We start from the raw sequence: 13,642 nt of genomic DNA, 5'->3' as shown, positions 1-13,642 counted from the left end.
AGGCTCCACCAAAGCCTGGGATACCGAACCCCAGCCGAGGTGGAAACCGAATTTTGGAAGCAGAACTTGCCACAGGCAATAATGGAAATCAAGGCAAATGCCTAGGAACAAAACCCGGGGCACTTCAAGGTCTTTCCTTCGTACTCACCCCTTTCAAGGCTTTCGGTTCCATGGCGCTGACGCTCTATGTCGCGCACGTCCTCTCAGCGGCGTGGGTCTATGGGGCTTTCGTCCCCTTTGATCCCTCGGAAACTGCAGCGCAAAGCTCTGCCTCCGTCTCCGCCTCCACCTCCGCCTCGGCTTCCTTGCAAGGCGAGGGGAGCCCGAGCGCCTTGGGCTGGAGCGTGGTGGTTGGCTCGGCGGGGGCGACGGCGTGGAAAGCACGCTATCGCCGCGGGCCTCTAGAAGCAGCTATGCACCGCATCGTCGTTGCTCAAAGCTCGCTGAGTACCCCTCCTACCGGCGCCAGCGTGCCAGAAAGCGCGGAGGAACAGGTGCAGGTTTCCGCATAACCCGCACGTCGATGCATATTTGCAGTCTCGGACGTTGGGTGAAACAATAAAGGACTATCGGGTGCGCACGCTGCATAGTTCCCTCAGTCTCTCCCCCCCGTCTCATTCCGTGTTTGGGCAAGGGCGAGGTCGGCATTATTCATAGCGCTACCGCTGGTTGGCGGGTGTCCCCCTCAGCACGGTGTTCCTATATCTGAGAGGAAAGCTCGGCACGGCACCCCGTTTAGACCCCATTTACCTATTAGTTTCGGAAATATGCATTATATTCTCAACGCCCTTCGCGGCGCGATCATCGGCATGGCCGAGCTAGTCCCCGGCATCTCTGGAGGCACGGTCGCACTCATCATCGGCATCTACGAACGCGCCCTAAGAAACGCGAACTGGCTCATCTCGGGGCGTTTCAAGCAGGTTGAGTGGGGGTTTCTGGCCTCAGTCGCCGTAGGAATTTTCGCCGCTGTCTTCGGATTTTCTTCCATCCTCTCCGCCTTTGTGGAAAACCAGGTGTCGGTCTCCAATGCACTTTTCTTTGGCATGGTGGCGGTATCCATCTTCGTTCCGTTCTCGATGCTCAGCGCTGCTGACCGCACCTCCCGCCAGGCCATCATCGCTTTCATCCTCGCCGCAATAAGCTTCTTCCTGCTCACAGGCTATATCTCCGAACCCAAAGAAAACCCGAGCTTCATCGTCATCTTCTTCGCTGCCGCCATTGCGGTCTGTGCGCTCATCATGCCGGGAGTCTCCGGTTCCCTTATCCTGCTGACGCTGGGGCTATATGCCCCCATTATTACTGCTGTCTCCGAGCGTAATTTCGCCATTATCGGCGTATTCTTCCTCGGCGCCATCTGCGGACTCGCCGCGTTTGTCAAGGTCTTGAACTATCTGCTGGAGCACAAGCGGACGCCTACTTTGGCGGCAATGGCCGGCTTCATGCTGGGATCCCTTCGTCCTCTGTGGCCCTTCGGTAGTGACCAGGATGCCAGCACGGGACTTGTATTCGCGATCATGGCCTTGGGCGCGCTGGTCGTGGCCTTGCTCATCTTCGCCGACGCCCGCGCAGCAAAAACCATTGAAAAGAAGGCTAGTTAAGCTTATGAATGTTCGTTCTCGGCCCTTGAGGTTAGGCGTGTTAGCCGCGTGCTTGGTGCCTTCTTTGGCGCTCACCGGCTGCGTCACCAACGAGGAATCTGCGTTACCTGAGGGCTGGAAGCAACCCCACACCGACATGGTCCCAGGAATCGCAGCGCTCTATCACGATGGCGACGGGGTGCTCACCGTGGGCACGAACCCGCCTTTTGCACCTTTCGAGTTCAAGGATTCCGCCGGCAATATCGTGGGAGTAGAGATGGACTTGGCGCGCGCCGTCGCAGACGTTCTTGGCTTGGACTTCCGTCCTGTAGAACAGGACTTCGCCATGATTCTGCCGGCCGTGCAGCAGGGCCAGATCGACATGGGCGGCTCGGGCTTTACCGACAATGCGGAACGCCGTGAAAGCTTCGACTTTGTCGATCACCTCTACGCGGGAATCCAGTGGGCCAAATACTCCAAGAGCACCAAAGATATTGACCCCGACAATCCCTGCGGTCTGACCATTGCGGTGCAGCGCAGTACCGTCTCCGAGACCGATGACGTCCGCCCCAAGCGAGAAGCCTGCGGCGGGGATCTCACTGTCTTATCCTATGACTCCTCGGATAACGCTGCCCTCGCCGTGATGATGGGCCGTGCAGATGCGTTCTCCGCCGATTCCCCGGTGACTGCGTGGGCAGTCGACCGCTCCGAGGACAGACTGGAGACCGTCGGGGAAATAAGCCATGCCGCGCCCTATGGTTTCGCGGTTCCAAAGAACTCGGAGCTTGGGCCCGCTGTTGCGGCGGCTCTCCAACATCTCATCGAAACCGGCCAATATCAAGAAATCCTCGCCCAGTGGGGCATAGACCAAGGACTAGTCGAGCAGGCAATGATCAACGAAAGGCCCATCAATGGCTCATAACTCACCGTCTAATAGCGCTTCGGCTAAAAGCACTGCGCAAGCACAGCAGCCAGTCTCTCCGGAGAGCGGCGCGGACATTCACGCACGCCCACTTCGCCACCCCTGGCGCCTAGTCTTTGCTGCAGTACTGCTCCTGCTCGGCGCGTGGTTTATCATCGGCGCAGCCCGCAATGAGGCCTTTGGTTGGCAGACCTACTTCCAATACCTCTTCGACACCCGTATCGCGATGGCCTCGCTACACACCATCGCCATCACTTTCCTCGCGATGATCATCGGCGTCGTCGGCGGCGTCGCTCTTGCGGTGATGCGTATGTCCCCCAATCCCGTCCTAGGCGGCGTCGCTTGGCTCTTCCTCTGGGTATTCCGCGGTACCCCGGTGTACGTCCAGCTTGTGTTCTGGGGCCTGCTTTCGGCTCTTTACCAGTCCATCAACTTGGGATTCGCGGAGATCTCCCTCGAGGGAATCCTCACCAACGCCTTCTTCCTAGCCGTAATCGGTCTCGGTCTCAACGAGGCCGCATACATGGCTGAAATTGTGCGTTCCGGCATCTCCTCGGTTCCGGAAGGCCAGAAGGAAGCTTCCAAGGCTTTGGGAATGAGCTGGTGGATGACCATGCGGCGCACCGTTTTGCCCCAGGCCATGCGCATCATTATTCCTCCCACAGGCAACGAGTTCATCTCCTTACTCAAGACCTCTTCATTGGTCGTGGCTATCCCCTACACCATGGAAATCTTCGGGCGCGCGACCGATATTGCCGCCGCCTTGTTCCAGCCGATTCCGCTGCTCATGGTCGCTGCCACCTGGTACCTCGTCATCACGTCGATCTTCATGGTGGGTCAGCACTTCCTTGAGCGCTATTATGAGCGCGGCTCCTCACGGGAGCTCACGGGCCGCCAGCTCGCTGCGCTTGCCGACGCCGAGGGGTCCATCCCCGGCAACGTTTCCGTCATCCCGGAGGTTAAGAAGTAGATGTCCACACCCATGATTTCCGCACAGAACGTGCACAAGTCCTTTGGAGACCTCGAGGTGCTCAAGGGCATCAACATCGAGGTAGAACGCGGCGAGGTGGCCTGCTTGCTCGGGCCTTCCGGCTCCGGCAAATCCACCTTCCTGCGCTGCGTCAACCACCTCGACAAGGTAACGGGTGGCCGCCTCTACGTCGACGGGCAGCTCATCGGCTACCGCGAGAAAGATGGCGTTCTCTACGAGGTCAGTGAAAAGGAAGCCGCAGCGCAGCGCGCCGACATCGGCATGGTTTTCCAGAGCTTTAACCTCTTTCCCCACCGCACGGTCCTCGACAACATCATCGAGGCCCCAGTTCACGTCAAGAAGGTTCCCGTGGCCCAGGCTAAGGCTCACGCCATGGAATTGCTGGAACGCGTGGGTCTAGCCCACAAGAAGGATGCGTACCCAATTCAACTTTCGGGAGGGCAGCAACAGCGCGTGGCTATCGCCCGCGCCGTCGCGATGGATCCCAAGCTCATGCTTTTCGACGAGCCTACCTCCGCCCTCGATCCCGAACTCGTGGGCGAAGTTCTGCGCGTGATGCGGGATCTTGCTGCAGACGGCATGACCATGCTCGTGGTCACCCACGAGATGGGCTTTGCCCGCGAAGTCGCCGACAAGGTGTTCTTCATGGACTCCGGCGTAGTTGTCGAGCAGGGCACTCCCCAGCAGGTCTTGGATAACCCGCGCCATGAGCGCACGAAGGCATTCCTCTCCTCGCTGCTCTAAGCTAGGCTCGCTGCTGAAGGCGTCATCCCCGTGCCACCCAGTCCCCGCCTCAGCCCCCGAGGGCTAGAGGGTGATGATGCCGCGGATCAAGGCGCTCAGCGCGCCTAGGCCAGCGACGCTCAATGAGAGAATGCGCGCCTTTTCTCGGGGGACACGGTGCGCAATCTTAGATCCTAAGAAGAGACCGATAAACATGCCGAGGATGCCCGCCGGCCAGATGAGCCAGGTGACGTGTTCGAAGCCGCCGGCGCCGACGGAGAGTTTGGCCACCACGGAGACCAAACCGCCCACCAGGAAGATGGGCTGTAGAGTCGCGACATAGACGTGCTGTGGCCACTTCGCTGCTTGCGCGTAGACCGTGACCACTGGACCGGCTACGCCGGCCAAAGTATTGGTGAATCCGCCAATGATGCCCGCCGAGATCGCCGGCCCTTTTCCGTTGAGGGGTGGTACGAACTTTCTCCCGAAGCTGACCACCCCCAGGGCGATGAGCAGGGCGCCGCCCACAATGATGAGCAGCGTCGCCGTATCGATTTTAGTAATGAGCAACGCCGCGGGAACCGATCCCAGCACCATGACGGGAGCGATGAGGGAAAACTTTTTCCAATCAACGTCTTGACGCGCCGTATAGGTGGTCAGAATCGCGTTGATAAACGCCAAGACGTTGACGACCATAATTCCCTCGACTGGGCCGAGCAACAAGGTTGCCAGCGGCCCGCCGACGAGTCCCAGCCCCATCCCCGAGACGCGCTGCAGGCACGAACCCATCACCACGATGGCGAGGATGGCCAAGGCGAGCATCATGCGTAGGTTCCTTTGGCGCGATACTTTTCTTGGACCGCCGCGGCGACTACATCTGGGAACATGCCGGTGACATCACCACCGTATTGGGCCACCTGCTTGCATAGGGAAGAGCTGATGTAGCCATACTTCTCATCAGTGAGCAAGAAGGCCGTATCGACCCCAGACAGGCGCCTATTCATCTGTGCCATGGGCAGCTCGTACTCATAGTCCAGGGAGGAGCGCAGGCCCTTGACCAGTGTGTCCACGCCATGCTTGGTGGTGTAATCAACCAGCAGCCCCGCCCACCAATCAACCTTAATGTCGGCGGGAACAACCTGCCGGATGAGCTCGACCCTCTCCTCGACGCTAAAGAGCCCGGAAGGCTTCTCTGGGTTTCCGGTCACCACCACGGTTACCTCATCAAACATGGCGTTGGCACGATTAAAAATATCTACGTGCCCGAGCGTTATCGGATCGAAGGACCCAGGACACACGGCTTTAGTCATTGCTTTCCTATCTTCAGCCCCGCTTGAGCTGACACGTGGCGGGAATAACAGTTTTAGTGCATTGTGCTCCTAAATCACTGTGCATTCAAAACATGCAGCTTTCAATGCACGCTGCCCCTACTCCGGCGAGCCAATGCTGCGATGATAAATCGCCATATCCATGCGGGCTATGCCAAAGGTGCGTTTCTTGAGCTTCTGGCCGGTTTCTTCAAAACCCGCCGGCCACTGCGTCGCGGGGGAATCGCTGGGACGCTCAATAACCACCATGGCGCTATCAGCCAGCACCGGCTCGAGCGCCGCGATGAGCTCTGCTGCTTGTGCAAAAGCATAGGGAGGATCAGCAAGGACGAGGTCAAAATGGCGCTGCGGGGCATGGGCCAAGTAATCGAATACGCTGTGGCGCTCTACCGAGACGCCAGGGTGGCCAACCACGCGCATATTGCCCAGGATGATGTCGACGGCTGCGGCATTGTCATCGACCAAAACGACCTCGATCGCACCGCGGCTGGCTGCCTCGAGCCCCAGCGCGCCGGAGCCGGCAAAGAGATCAAGGACGCGGGAATCATTAAAACCCCAGCGCGCTTCGAGGGAGGAAAATAGTCCTTCGCGCGCGCGATCAGAGGTGGGGCGGGTGCCTTTCTGCGGCACCTGCAAGCGCCGTCCGCGGGCTGCACCGGAAATAATCCTCGTCATCTTTAGACCTCCCCGATTGTGGCGAGTTCATCTCCACCCACGACATCGCTGAAAGGCTCCATGCGTAGCTGCGTAACCACCCCGGGGCCGGGGGTATGAACTGGGGCCTCGAGCTTGGTGGCCTCTACAGTCGCGATGATGTCTCCGGCGGAGACTTTTTCTCCCTCCTCGACGTGGTAGCGAACGATGCCCGCAAAAGGCGCGAAAATCTTCATGCTCTCTAGAATATCGCCGACTCCCCTGACTCTTATGCACCGGTTCCCCGACTTGCCCCCGCAGGTGCCCCTGTATCACGCGGCTGGCAGCTGGCAGTTAGTTCTTCTCGAGGAACTCCTGCTCGCTATCGCTGAGGTTCTTCGTCAGCTCCCGTGCAAGGCCTGGATTGCGGGCGACAAGGGCTGCGGCATCTTCGTGGGTGCGCTCAATGATGTCTCTGTCCTCCGCTAGGTTGAGCAGGCGCAAGGTGCGGTGCGTTCCGGATTGCATCGTGCCCAAGATATCGCCCTCATGACGCTGACGCAGATCCAATTCCGCCAGGTCAAAACCCGAAGTGGTCTGGGAAATCTCATACAGGCGCCGAAAGGCGGCAGACTCTTGGGAAGCATTTGTATGAAACAGGCACACTGAGGCGTTTCCGCCACGCCCGACCCGTCCACGCAACTGATGCAGCTGCGAGACCCCGAAGCTCTCCGCCTCTCGAATCAACATCACTGTGGCATTAGGAACGTCCACGCCCACCTCGATGACGGTGGTCGAGACCAAAACATCGATCTCCCCGCGCGCGAAGCGGTTCATCACGGCATCCTTGTCCTTCATTCTTCCGTGCAGCACGCCAACTTCCAGGCCCCGCAACGGGCCGTGGGAGAGCGCTTCAGCTACCTCAAGGACCCCACCCTCGCCTTCAATGCGAGGGCAGACAATGTAGGCCTGGTGGCCGTGTTCGACTTCCTCCCGGATCCTCGTGAGCGCGCGGATAACCCAGGCCGGCCGCCATTCTGGCACCACCGAGGATTGAATCGGGTGCCTGCCCCCTGGCAGCTCGCGCAGGGTGGAGACCTCAAGGTCACCGAATACCGTCATGGCGATGGTGCGCGGGATCGGGGTCGCCGTCATGACCAACACGTGGGGGCTCAAGCCTTCACGTGTCTTCGCGCGCAGGGTGTCGCGCTGTTCCACGCCGAAACGGTGCTGTTCATCAACGACTACCAGGCCCAGGTCGAAGAACTCCACGCTGTCCTGGATTAGCGCATGGGTGCCAACAACAATATCGGCTTCACCAGAGACGATATCGAGCAAAGCCTGCCGCTTCTCCGCCACGCGCATCGCCCCAGTCAGCAATACCACCTTGACTCCGGCTGGTACCGCAGCGCTCATCGACGCCGCGTGTTGCCCCGCCAACACCTCAGTCGGGGCCAGCAGGGCTGACTGCTTTCCGGCGTCACAGGCTTGGAGCATAGCGATGACGGCAACCATGGTCTTTCCAGAACCGACTTCTCCTTGCAAAAGGCGCATCATCGGCACCGTGCGGGACAGGTCTGCGTCTATTTCCTCGATGACTCGCCGCTGCCCCGCAGTAAGTTCGAAGGGCAAGTGTGCCACAAGCTCGGCACGCGCTCCCTCTTCCCTGGCGGGCAGGGCGACAGCCTGCCGCGACTGTGCATCGCGGTGGCGCAGAGCCATGACCAGCCCAATGGAAAGCGCCTCGTTGTACTTCAGGCGCGCTATGGCGCGCTGCGGCCCAGCCGCTGGAGGCTCATGCACCTCGCGCAAGGCCTGATCCATTCCGACCATCATGTCTATATCGAGCGGCTCCTCGATGGACGGGGTCTTGGACAATACGAGGTGGATTGCCCCCATGAGATACCAAGAGCTGACGGTAGAGGTTGCTGGGTATATGGGAATCCACTCGCGCTCGAGCAAAAGCTTATCGAGCCTTCCGAACTGCGATAGCTTGCGCAAAGAGCCTGTTGCCTGCTGTTTCTTTGAGCGCTTTCCACTGGGCTGGCGCGAATCCGGCTCCGGTACGAGATAGGGCTCCAGCTCACCCGAGGGCCGGCCAAAGGCATCGATGACGACGAAGTCCGGCTGCTGCAGCTGGGCTATGCCGCGAAAGAACTTCAGCTTACCGCTGAGCATGACGCGCATCCCGCGCTTGAGCATGCCCAGCACATAGAGCGCATTGAAGAAGGTGGCCGAGATGTTTCCATCCAATTGGACGTTGATGATGGTGGTCCGGCCGGTATCACGCTTGGAAATAGCGCTGACTATGCCGGTAACCGTGACGATATCGCCTTCGGCGGCATCCCCCAGGCCTACGTCCTTGTTGTGGCGGATGTAGTCACGCGGGTAGTGCCCGAGCAATTCGCCGCAGGTGCGATAGCCCAGCGCCTTGGTGATGTTGTGGGCGTCCTTGGCCGGCAGCACATCTTCCAAGGGGCGTTCGTCTCGCCACCCGAGCATAACTTATTCCACCCCGATCTCTGTGGCAGCCCCCGGCACGCTCACCACCATGACATGCACCCCTAAAGTCTGGGTAAGAGAGGAGGAATCCAGGGGCAAGGAGGTCAGGATGGTTATCTGTTCTCCGCCGCCCTCGAGCAGGCGCCGGCAGGTAGAGATTACCTCATCTTCGTTCTCCTCAGCCGGATGGCCTACGCGCATGGAGTGTGCAGCATCCGTCATCGATTCCACCACCGCAGCAGTATCGGGGTTATCCGGCTCATAGACCGAGATGGCGGCCAAACCTGCGACGAGGGAATCGGTGGGGACTACCGTGGCGCCGGGGCACCGCGCATCACTGCCATTGGGCAAGAAGATGTCTTGCACTGCGCTGGCCTCGAGCGTCTCCCCGGGCTCAAGAAGAATCGCACCAATGGACTTGAAAAGCTCCGCTATCGGTCCCGGCGCCGCCGCGACGAAGATCTTTCGACGAGGCGCAACCGTGGCGGCGACCTCGGGCACCTCTGGCAATACTTCAAGGTGTAGCCCGGAAACCTTACCCAAGCCAAAAGCCGTCTCGATGAGGAACCCGGCGCGCCGGGTGTGGATGTGTACGCTGGCTGAATCCTCGGTGGCACGCGCTATAACCAAGCTATTTCCCAACGAAGCAATCTGCCGTTCGAGTTCCTTGAGGTCGCCTTCTTCGAAGAAGAAGACCACTTCAAGCTCCGGGGATTTCTCCAGCTCGGTTTCTCCCTCGCGCACCTGTGCCCCTTCGAGCTCGGCAATGAGGCACTCGAGGAAGATGACAAGCCCCGTTCCGCCGGCGTCTACCACTCCGGCTTCGCGCAGGACGGGCAGCTGAGAGGGCGTTTTCTCGAGGGCGTCACGGGCGGCCTCGAGAGCCGCTGCGGCGATATCGTACAGGCGCGCTCCGGGAATCTCCGTTGCCCGTGTGGCGGCGTCGGCAGCAGCGCGCAGAACGGTGATGACGGTGCCCTCGACCGGTTGCGCGATGGCACGATCAACCAGCGATACTGCCAGGGTTAGTGCTTGCGCCAAGACGGGACCGTCCACAACAGAGTCCACGGTGGCATCCGCCACCCCACGCAACACCTGGGAGAGCACCATGCCAGAGTTACCCCGGGCGCCGCGTACCGATCCTACTGCCAAGGCCTCGGCTACGTCGCCGCCCTTGTCTGCCTCTGCAACCGCGGCCTCCATGGTGTGAGCCATATTCGAACCGGTATCGGCGTCGGGGACGGGGAATACATTGAGTGCATTGATCTCGGCGCGGCGCAGGGAGAGCTCTCCAACCGTGCGATTGGCCCAATTGTGCAGGCCGCGAGCATCTAATGCTGGGGGAAAAGACATGAGAACTACCTTACAAGCGCCAGTCCACTGGGCGCGCACCTTGGTCAACCAAGAGCGCATTGGCGCGGGAGAAAGGTCGGGAGCCAAAGAAGCCACGGCTGGCGGACAGGGGCGAGGGATGCGGGGACTCAATGCAGGGCACATCTGGCAAGAACTTTGCACAGGCTTGGGCGTCCCTTCCCCATAGGATTGCCACCATCGGGCGGCGGTTGAGGGAGCGAATGGCGGCCTCTGTTACAGGCTGCCAGCCCAGTCCGCGGTGGGAACCGGGTTTACCCGGGGCTACGGTGAGCACCCTGTTGAGCAACATGACTCCCTGTTTTTGCCAAGCGCTGAGGTCTCCGTCCTCGCGGCTGGGAACCTTGATGTCTTCGTAGAGCTCGCGGTAGATGTTAACCAAGGAACGCGGAGGGCGCACGCCGGGTTGGGTGGAGAAGGCCATGCCCATGGGGTGTCCCGGGGTGGGATAGGGATCTTGGCCAACGATGAGTACCCGAACCTCGTCACGGGGCAGGGTGAAGGCCCGAAAGACGTCTGCCGGTGCCGGAAGGAAGTCGCCGGCAGCCAGTTCTTTCTCAATATGCGGCCAGTGCTGCTCTAGCACCGGTCCGAGTATGGGTTCCCAGGAGGGGTGGTAGCTCGGTTTCATTTAAAAGCCCACCCAACCGTGCCAATAGGCGGGTTGGTGCTCGTCGACGGTGATTCCCCCACCGCGTTGAACACTTCCGATGACGCGAAAGCCCGCCGGTGCCTCCTTGTGGGTGGTGCCCACCAGGGTATGGTCCTCGCCGCCGCTCAATACCCATTCCCAGGGATCCACCTCGAGCAGGGCCGCGGCGGCGTTAAGTAGTGGGTCTGGAGCTATTGCCGCAGAGTCCAGGTCGATGTGTACCCCAGAACGGCGCGCTATCGTGCCCACGTCAGGAACAAGCCCATCGGAGTTATCGGTCATGGCGGTCGCGCCGGCCGCGCGGGCGATAACGCCCCGGCCGGGTTTGAGCCAGGGTGCACAGTGGGCGTCGACAAGCGGCCACAGGTCCTCATGTTCGGACGGAAGGGCGCGACCGAAGCGCTGAAGGAGGGCCAGGCCTGCGGCGGAGTAGCCGATCTTGCCGTGTGCGACGACTTTCTGGCCCACGCGGGCGCCGTCGAGAACGAGCGGCGGGCGGCTCCCTCCGAGAGAGCCAATGGCCATGACGTTGACGATAAGCTCATCCGCGCGGGTGAGGTCCCCGCCCACGAGCTCCGCGTTGTAGCTAGCGCAGCGCTCGGCGATGCCCTGGGCGATTCCGCGCACGAAAGACACCAGGGTGTCATCCGGAGCGGCAATCGCTAGCAGTGCCGCGGTGGGACGGGCTCCCATCGCCTCAATATCAGCGAAATTACGAAGGATGGCCTTTTGACCTACCTCGTTGGCGGTGGACCATTCGCGCCGGAAGTGCCGACCCTCAATCATCATGTCCGTGGCCGCCACGGTGCGCGAATTGGGTGGCGCCGGGTACATGACCGCGGCATCGTCGCCGTTGAGGGCGCTGGGAGCGGCGGCGATGATCTCTCCGATGACTTCGTGTTCCCCCGCTTCCGCGAGAGTTCGAGTTAAGTGCACGGGTGACCTTTCGATATTATTAGCGCTTATGACTACCCAATTTAATCGCACCGCAATCTATATCTCACTTGGGCTCTCGATTGCGTTAGTCTTTGGGGTAATTTTCGGCGCTAAGTTCGTCTTTGAAAACACGGCCAAGGCACCTGTCGCCATCTCCCCTATCAAGTCAGACTTCGCCGATTCTCCCCAGTGCTCCGGCGCCGTCGATGCACTTCCCAGCGATTTCATGGGACACCCCCGGGCCGAGGTGGCTGAGCCTGTGCCAGCCGGCGTGGCAGCCTGGGCATCGACGTCTACGGATGAGGTCACTTTGCGGTGCGGGGTGGATTTGCCCCTGCAATATACTTCCTACTCCCAGCCGCAGGACATTGACGGGAGCCGCTGGCTGGAGGTCAGCGATATGACGCCGGGATCTACCCTGACAACCTGGTACAACACCGATCACTTCCCTACCCTGGCGGTCACCACCTTTGATGATGCACGCCCCTCTGGACTCGATTCGGCGCTAGACAAGCTTGACTCGCGCAGCCCGAGCCCAGCGCCCGCCCCTCTGTCGCAGCTTGCAGCGGGCCCAGATGCGATGTGCGGCGAACTGGAAGATAATCTGCCGGATTCTGTGGCCGATGGCTATCAACGGCGCACGGACATCAACGAGAAGAATACCTTCGTGTGGTCGGCGCCTGGGCGCGAAGAGATCGTCGTGCGCTGCGGCATTGCCTCTCCGGAGAACTACCGCGCTGGTGTACAGCTACAGCAGGTCAATGACGTTCCCTGGTTCGAGGATACGACGTTGGGTGAGGGCACCACTGCAGGAACTTGGTTCGCCCTCGGGCGCGCAGACGATCTAGCGCTCCATGCGCCGCAGGATGTAGCTGGGTCTGCGCTCGTGCGCCTGAGCGACGTGCTCTCTGCGCATACCCCGGCCCAGGAGGCTTAAGCTGCGGAGCCCAGCGCCTGCTCGATGAGGCAATCCAGCAGGCGGGTGTACTCCACTCCGGAATGCGCCAGCACCTGTGGGTACATCGAAATCGGGGTGAATCCTGGGAAGGTGTTGACTTCGTTGACTATGGCGCCGGACTCGGTGACAAAGAAGTCGACGCGCGAAAGACCCGCGCAATCGAGCGCGCGGAATGCCTCTAGCGCCATCTCTTTGATCTCGAGTGTCACCGCAGGCTCCAGCGGAGCTGGGATCTGCGCCGTGACTACATCATCCAAGTACTTGGTGTCGAAGCTGTAGAAACCGTCTTCCGAGTCTGCGATGCCAGCCAGCAGGGCCGGCTCCGAGGCCAGCAAGGAACCATCAGCGTACTGGAGCACCCCGATCTCTACCTCTTGTCCCACAATCTCTGGCTCGATGAGGACCTTGCTATCGGTGGCAAAGGCCACGTCAAGGGCAGCGGCAAGTTCGCTCCAGTCACTCACCCGCGAGACACCAATGGAGGAGCCACCACGGGCCGGCTTAACAAAAACCGGCAGCCCTAGGCTGTGCTTTTCTTCCTCTTGCAGTTCGCGCGCACCAGTGAGCACGACCTGGGCAGCCACCGGAATGCCTTCAGCTGCGAGCAGCTTCTTGGTGTACTCCTTGTCCATGGAGGCGGCGGAGGCGAGAACGCCCGCGCCCGCGTAGGGCACGCCGGAGAGCTCAAAAAGACCCTGGATGGTGCCATCCTCCCCGAATGGCCCGTGCAACACCGGCAGGATAACGTCTACTTGCGCGTGCACGCCACCTTTGCTGAGGTTATAGAACGTGCCTTTAGTCGCAGGGTTGAGGGAGAGGGTGAGCTCATCGCCCATTGCTACCTCAGGCAGCATGCGGTTGTGGATCTCAAGTCCACTGGTGACGCCCTGCGTCCAAGCGCCGTCCTTGGTGATCCCGATCGGGATGATCTCGTATTTGGCGGGGTCAAGGTTGGCCATGATGGCCCCCGCCGACACGCAGGATACGGAATGCTCGGTGCTTCGGCCACCGTAGATGACGGCCACGCGGATCTTTGAGTTCATGGCCTT

At 60.6% G+C, this 13,642-nt stretch carries 15 protein-coding genes; 6 read left to right on the top strand and 9 right to left on the bottom strand.

Annotation, left to right across the window (positions count from 1 at the left end; all coding sequences use genetic code 11):
* The 5 genes from F4V60_RS05700 to F4V60_RS05680 all read left to right on the top strand — a co-directional run.
* Nucleotides 1-512: hypothetical protein (locus tag F4V60_RS05700; protein WP_211356590.1), on the top strand; the 512-nt coding region annotated here is incomplete at its 5' end.
* Nucleotides 513-767: 255 nt separating this feature from the next.
* Nucleotides 768-1,598: a DUF368 domain-containing protein gene (locus F4V60_RS05695; RefSeq protein WP_075729724.1), complete on the top strand. Its 831-nt coding sequence runs from the start codon at nt 768-770 to the stop codon at nt 1,596-1,598.
* Between the two features lie 4 nt (nt 1,599-1,602).
* Nucleotides 1,603-2,499 carry an ABC transporter substrate-binding protein gene (locus F4V60_RS05690; RefSeq protein WP_075729723.1) on the top strand — a complete coding sequence of 299 codons (897 nt, stop codon included), beginning with the start codon at nt 1,603-1,605 and terminating at the stop codon, nt 2,497-2,499.
* Nucleotides 2,489-3,469 (top strand): amino acid ABC transporter permease, encoded by a 981-nt coding sequence (locus F4V60_RS05685; RefSeq protein ID WP_075729722.1) that lies wholly within the window; start codon nt 2,489-2,491, stop codon nt 3,467-3,469. Before F4V60_RS05690 ends, F4V60_RS05685 begins: the two co-directional genes overlap by 11 nt.
* Nucleotides 3,470-4,234 (top strand): amino acid ABC transporter ATP-binding protein, encoded by a 765-nt coding sequence (locus tag F4V60_RS05680; protein ID WP_075729721.1) that lies wholly within the window; start codon nt 3,470-3,472, stop codon nt 4,232-4,234.
* A gap of 63 nt (nt 4,235-4,297) precedes the next feature.
* On the opposite strand, the gene F4V60_RS05675 is transcribed toward F4V60_RS05680, so the two are convergent.
* The 8 genes from F4V60_RS05675 to F4V60_RS05640 all read right to left on the bottom strand — a co-directional run bounded on the left by F4V60_RS05675 (nt 4,298) and on the right by F4V60_RS05640 (nt 11,635).
* Nucleotides 4,298-5,038, bottom strand: coding sequence for a sulfite exporter TauE/SafE family protein (locus F4V60_RS05675; protein WP_075729720.1), 741 nt, complete (start codon nt 5,036-5,038; stop codon nt 4,298-4,300).
* On the bottom strand, nt 5,035-5,523 hold the full coding sequence (gene coaD / locus F4V60_RS05670) for a pantetheine-phosphate adenylyltransferase (RefSeq protein ID WP_075729719.1): 489 nt from the start codon (nt 5,521-5,523) through the stop codon (nt 5,035-5,037). The genes F4V60_RS05675 and coaD overlap by 4 nt, the downstream gene beginning before the upstream one ends.
* A gap of 117 nt (nt 5,524-5,640) precedes the next feature.
* Entirely contained in the window at nt 5,641-6,216 is a 576-nt protein-coding gene (gene rsmD / locus F4V60_RS05665; RefSeq protein WP_075729718.1) for a 16S rRNA (guanine(966)-N(2))-methyltransferase RsmD, read from the bottom strand.
* Between the two features lie 2 nt (nt 6,217-6,218).
* Complete coding sequence (locus F4V60_RS05660) at nt 6,219-6,431, bottom strand: acyl-CoA carboxylase biotin carboxyl carrier protein subunit (protein ID WP_075729717.1); 213 nt, start codon at nt 6,429-6,431, stop codon at nt 6,219-6,221.
* 97 nt (nt 6,432-6,528) lie between these two features.
* A complete protein-coding gene (locus tag F4V60_RS05655) occupies nt 6,529-8,676 on the bottom strand; it encodes an ATP-dependent DNA helicase RecG (protein ID WP_075729716.1) in 2,148 nt (715 codons plus the stop codon).
* Between the two features lie 3 nt (nt 8,677-8,679).
* Nucleotides 8,680-10,029 (bottom strand): DAK2 domain-containing protein, encoded by a 1,350-nt coding sequence (locus F4V60_RS05650; protein ID WP_075729715.1) that lies wholly within the window; start codon nt 10,027-10,029, stop codon nt 8,680-8,682.
* Nucleotides 10,030-10,039: 10 nt separating this feature from the next.
* Nucleotides 10,040-10,678, bottom strand: coding sequence for a uracil-DNA glycosylase (locus F4V60_RS05645; RefSeq protein ID WP_075729714.1), 639 nt, complete (start codon nt 10,676-10,678; stop codon nt 10,040-10,042).
* Entirely contained in the window at nt 10,679-11,635 is a 957-nt protein-coding gene (locus F4V60_RS05640) for a thiamine-phosphate kinase (protein ID WP_141256032.1), read from the bottom strand.
* 28 nt (nt 11,636-11,663) lie between these two features.
* On the opposite strand from F4V60_RS05640, the gene F4V60_RS05635 reads away from it, so the two are divergent.
* Nucleotides 11,664-12,572: a DUF3515 domain-containing protein gene (locus F4V60_RS05635; protein ID WP_075729713.1), complete on the top strand. Its 909-nt coding sequence runs from the start codon at nt 11,664-11,666 to the stop codon at nt 12,570-12,572.
* Here the strand turns inward: F4V60_RS05635 and F4V60_RS05630 are convergent.
* Nucleotides 12,569-13,636, bottom strand: a complete 1,068-nt coding sequence (locus F4V60_RS05630) for a D-alanine--D-alanine ligase family protein (protein WP_075729712.1) — start codon at nt 13,634-13,636, stop codon at nt 12,569-12,571. The genes F4V60_RS05635 and F4V60_RS05630 overlap by 4 nt on opposite strands.
* Between the last annotated feature and the right edge of the window lie 6 nt (nt 13,637-13,642).

The organism is Corynebacterium flavescens (assembly GCF_008693105.1).
GTDB classification, from domain to species: domain Bacteria; phylum Actinomycetota; class Actinomycetes; order Mycobacteriales; family Mycobacteriaceae; genus Corynebacterium; species Corynebacterium flavescens.
The sequence above is the reverse complement of the archived record's forward strand: the minus strand, read 5'-3'. Positions and strand labels throughout refer to the sequence as shown.

What these genes read in the sequence shown, in the direction of transcription:
- F4V60_RS05690 (WP_075729723.1), top strand. Translation starts at nt 1,603, where the DNA reads ATGAATGTTCGTTCTCGGCCCTTGAGGTTAGGCGTGTTAGCCGCGTGC.
- F4V60_RS05650 (WP_075729715.1), bottom strand. Translation starts at nt 10,029, where the DNA reads ATGTCTTTTCCCCCAGCATTAGATGCTCGCGGCCTGCACAATTGGGCC.
- F4V60_RS05675 (WP_075729720.1), bottom strand. Translation starts at nt 5,038, where the DNA reads ATGATGCTCGCCTTGGCCATCCTCGCCATCGTGGTGATGGGTTCGTGC.
- F4V60_RS05695 (WP_075729724.1), top strand. Translation starts at nt 768, where the DNA reads ATGCATTATATTCTCAACGCCCTTCGCGGCGCGATCATCGGCATGGCC.
- F4V60_RS05630 (WP_075729712.1), bottom strand. Translation starts at nt 13,636, where the DNA reads ATGAACTCAAAGATCCGCGTGGCCGTCATCTACGGTGGCCGAAGCACC.
- F4V60_RS05635 (WP_075729713.1), top strand. Translation starts at nt 11,664, where the DNA reads ATGACTACCCAATTTAATCGCACCGCAATCTATATCTCACTTGGGCTC.
- F4V60_RS05680 (WP_075729721.1), top strand. Translation starts at nt 3,470, where the DNA reads ATGTCCACACCCATGATTTCCGCACAGAACGTGCACAAGTCCTTTGGA.
- F4V60_RS05655 (WP_075729716.1), bottom strand. Translation starts at nt 8,676, where the DNA reads ATGCTCGGGTGGCGAGACGAACGCCCCTTGGAAGATGTGCTGCCGGCC.
- F4V60_RS05660 (WP_075729717.1), bottom strand. Translation starts at nt 6,431, where the DNA reads ATGAAGATTTTCGCGCCTTTTGCGGGCATCGTTCGCTACCACGTCGAG.
- coaD (WP_075729719.1), bottom strand. Translation starts at nt 5,523, where the DNA reads ATGACTAAAGCCGTGTGTCCTGGGTCCTTCGATCCGATAACGCTCGGG.
- F4V60_RS05685 (WP_075729722.1), top strand. Translation starts at nt 2,489, where the DNA reads ATGGCTCATAACTCACCGTCTAATAGCGCTTCGGCTAAAAGCACTGCG.
- rsmD (WP_075729718.1), bottom strand. Translation starts at nt 6,216, where the DNA reads ATGACGAGGATTATTTCCGGTGCAGCCCGCGGACGGCGCTTGCAGGTG.
- F4V60_RS05645 (WP_075729714.1), bottom strand. Translation starts at nt 10,678, where the DNA reads ATGAAACCGAGCTACCACCCCTCCTGGGAACCCATACTCGGACCGGTG.